The organism is Alteromonas sp. 4NH20-0104 (assembly GCF_057547795.1).
The window spans coordinates 1-1,414 of the sequence record NZ_BAAJLP010000067.1; the positions used below are offsets into that span (position 1 = coordinate 1).

Consider the following 1,414-nt stretch of genomic DNA (forward strand, 5'->3'; position numbering starts at 1 on the left):
GCATGCATCACTTAATGTACGCCCTTGGCTTTCTGCCATTAATTGGGCTAGGCGTTTCGTTTCTTCGTCAACTCTGAATTGTATGCGGGTATCCATTTTCAACTCCGTACATGCGTGTGCACAAATGTTAGCACGTAGTTTGAGTTCACGGCAACTAACAATCAAATGTTGGGGACACAAACACGCGGGCTCTGCTTCGCAGTATAGCCCACGCGTTTGTGAAGCCAAATTAGGGCGTTATACACACAAGGAACATTATGTATAAGCTCTTACTTTTATTTGTCTTTATGCCTTTATCGTTTGCTGCCAATGCTGCTCTTTCTGAGGGAGAACTGGAGCAACTAGCGACAAAGTTTGTGGAAGCCAAAAATGCTCGACAGCAACCTGATACTACAATTCAGGATATTGATGCCTTTATTAATTTAATTGCAGATGAATTCGTCGATGAACATGTGAAGTTTAAAGTAACGATTACGGAAAAGTCCGCTTTACGTGAAGGTCTAATTGCCAAAATGAGTGACAAGATTTACTACAGTTCAATAGTCATAAACGAAATGATGACTGGAAGCAATGCTGCCATTATTAAGATGACTGAGTCAGGAAAAGTCAGACCAAATAATTTAGACAAAGATATAACCTACAACTCAGTAAATATAGTAACCTTAGAATTCAATGATGATAAGTTGATTACGCATATTCGCAGGCATCACGGTTAATGTGTGTATAACAAAACGCTGTTGGCACTCCCTTCGGTCGCTGGGACGCTAACACGTGGGCTGACTCACTTCGTTCGGATTTTAGCCCACGTGCTAGCGCCCCAAAGCTTAGCGTTATACGCAATTAGTCAGAATAACTTTTTAACATCGCGATAAAAGTTTTCATGAGAGCCAAGTGCTATCAATTCAAGTATTACAGTTCCATCCTCATAGCTGTAACCAAGTAAAGTTAACTGCTTGACCATCTTGAATTTGTACACGCGAAGAAAGGCTAGGTCGCCTTTTTTCTGTTCTCCTAGTAGAGGATCGCCCATTAGTTCCTTAACAGCTTTATCCAAGTCTTTTTTCTGATTCTGATGTAACTTCTTTACTGTTCTCTTAAAATTAGCTGTCTGTAAAACACTGGTGATCTTAGCCAAAATCGTAAGGCTCCAATTTTCCAGCCTCTTTTTCAGCTTTGGAAATAATTGCCTGTTTCACGAATTCGTATGGCAAATCAGGATTATCTTCCATCATTTCACCTATCTTTGCCCAATGCTCAATCTGTTTTGGCATAGTTCGGTTTAGTGCTTTGCCCATAATTGTAGCTTTCTCAACTAGATCTTGGTCTAGTCTTACGCTCGCGGTTGCCATAATATGTCTCCTAATAGTTCGCCATTACATTTTAGCAATACGCTACAGGTGTGGCAAATTGCGTA

3 protein-coding genes are annotated in these 1,414 nt (G+C 40.5%); 1 reads left to right on the forward strand and 2 read right to left on the reverse strand.

Features of this window, described 5'->3' with window-relative positions; translation table 11 throughout:
* The first annotated feature begins 257 nt into the window (after positions 1-257).
* Complete coding sequence (locus AC27IB_RS23420; RefSeq protein ID WP_296052599.1) at positions 258-716, forward strand: nuclear transport factor 2 family protein; 459 nt, start codon at positions 258-260, stop codon at positions 714-716.
* A gap of 128 nt (positions 717-844) precedes the next feature.
* Here the strand turns inward: AC27IB_RS23420 and AC27IB_RS23425 are convergent, their stop codons facing one another.
* Positions 845-1,135, reverse strand: coding sequence for a type II toxin-antitoxin system RelE/ParE family toxin (locus tag AC27IB_RS23425; protein ID WP_296052602.1), 291 nt, complete (start codon positions 1,133-1,135; stop codon positions 845-847).
* Positions 1,128-1,349 (reverse strand): TA system antitoxin ParD family protein, encoded by a 222-nt coding sequence (locus AC27IB_RS23430; protein WP_012518669.1) that lies wholly within the window; start codon positions 1,347-1,349, stop codon positions 1,128-1,130. Before AC27IB_RS23430 ends, AC27IB_RS23425 begins: the two co-directional genes overlap by 8 nt.
* Positions 1,350-1,414: the final 65 nt, after the last annotated feature.

Coding starts and splice junctions, on each gene's coding strand:
- AC27IB_RS23430 (WP_012518669.1), bottom strand. CDS start 1,349: ATGGCAACCGCGAGCGTAAGACTAGACCAAGATCTAGTTGAGAAAGCT.
- AC27IB_RS23420 (WP_296052599.1), top strand. CDS start 258: ATGTATAAGCTCTTACTTTTATTTGTCTTTATGCCTTTATCGTTTGCT.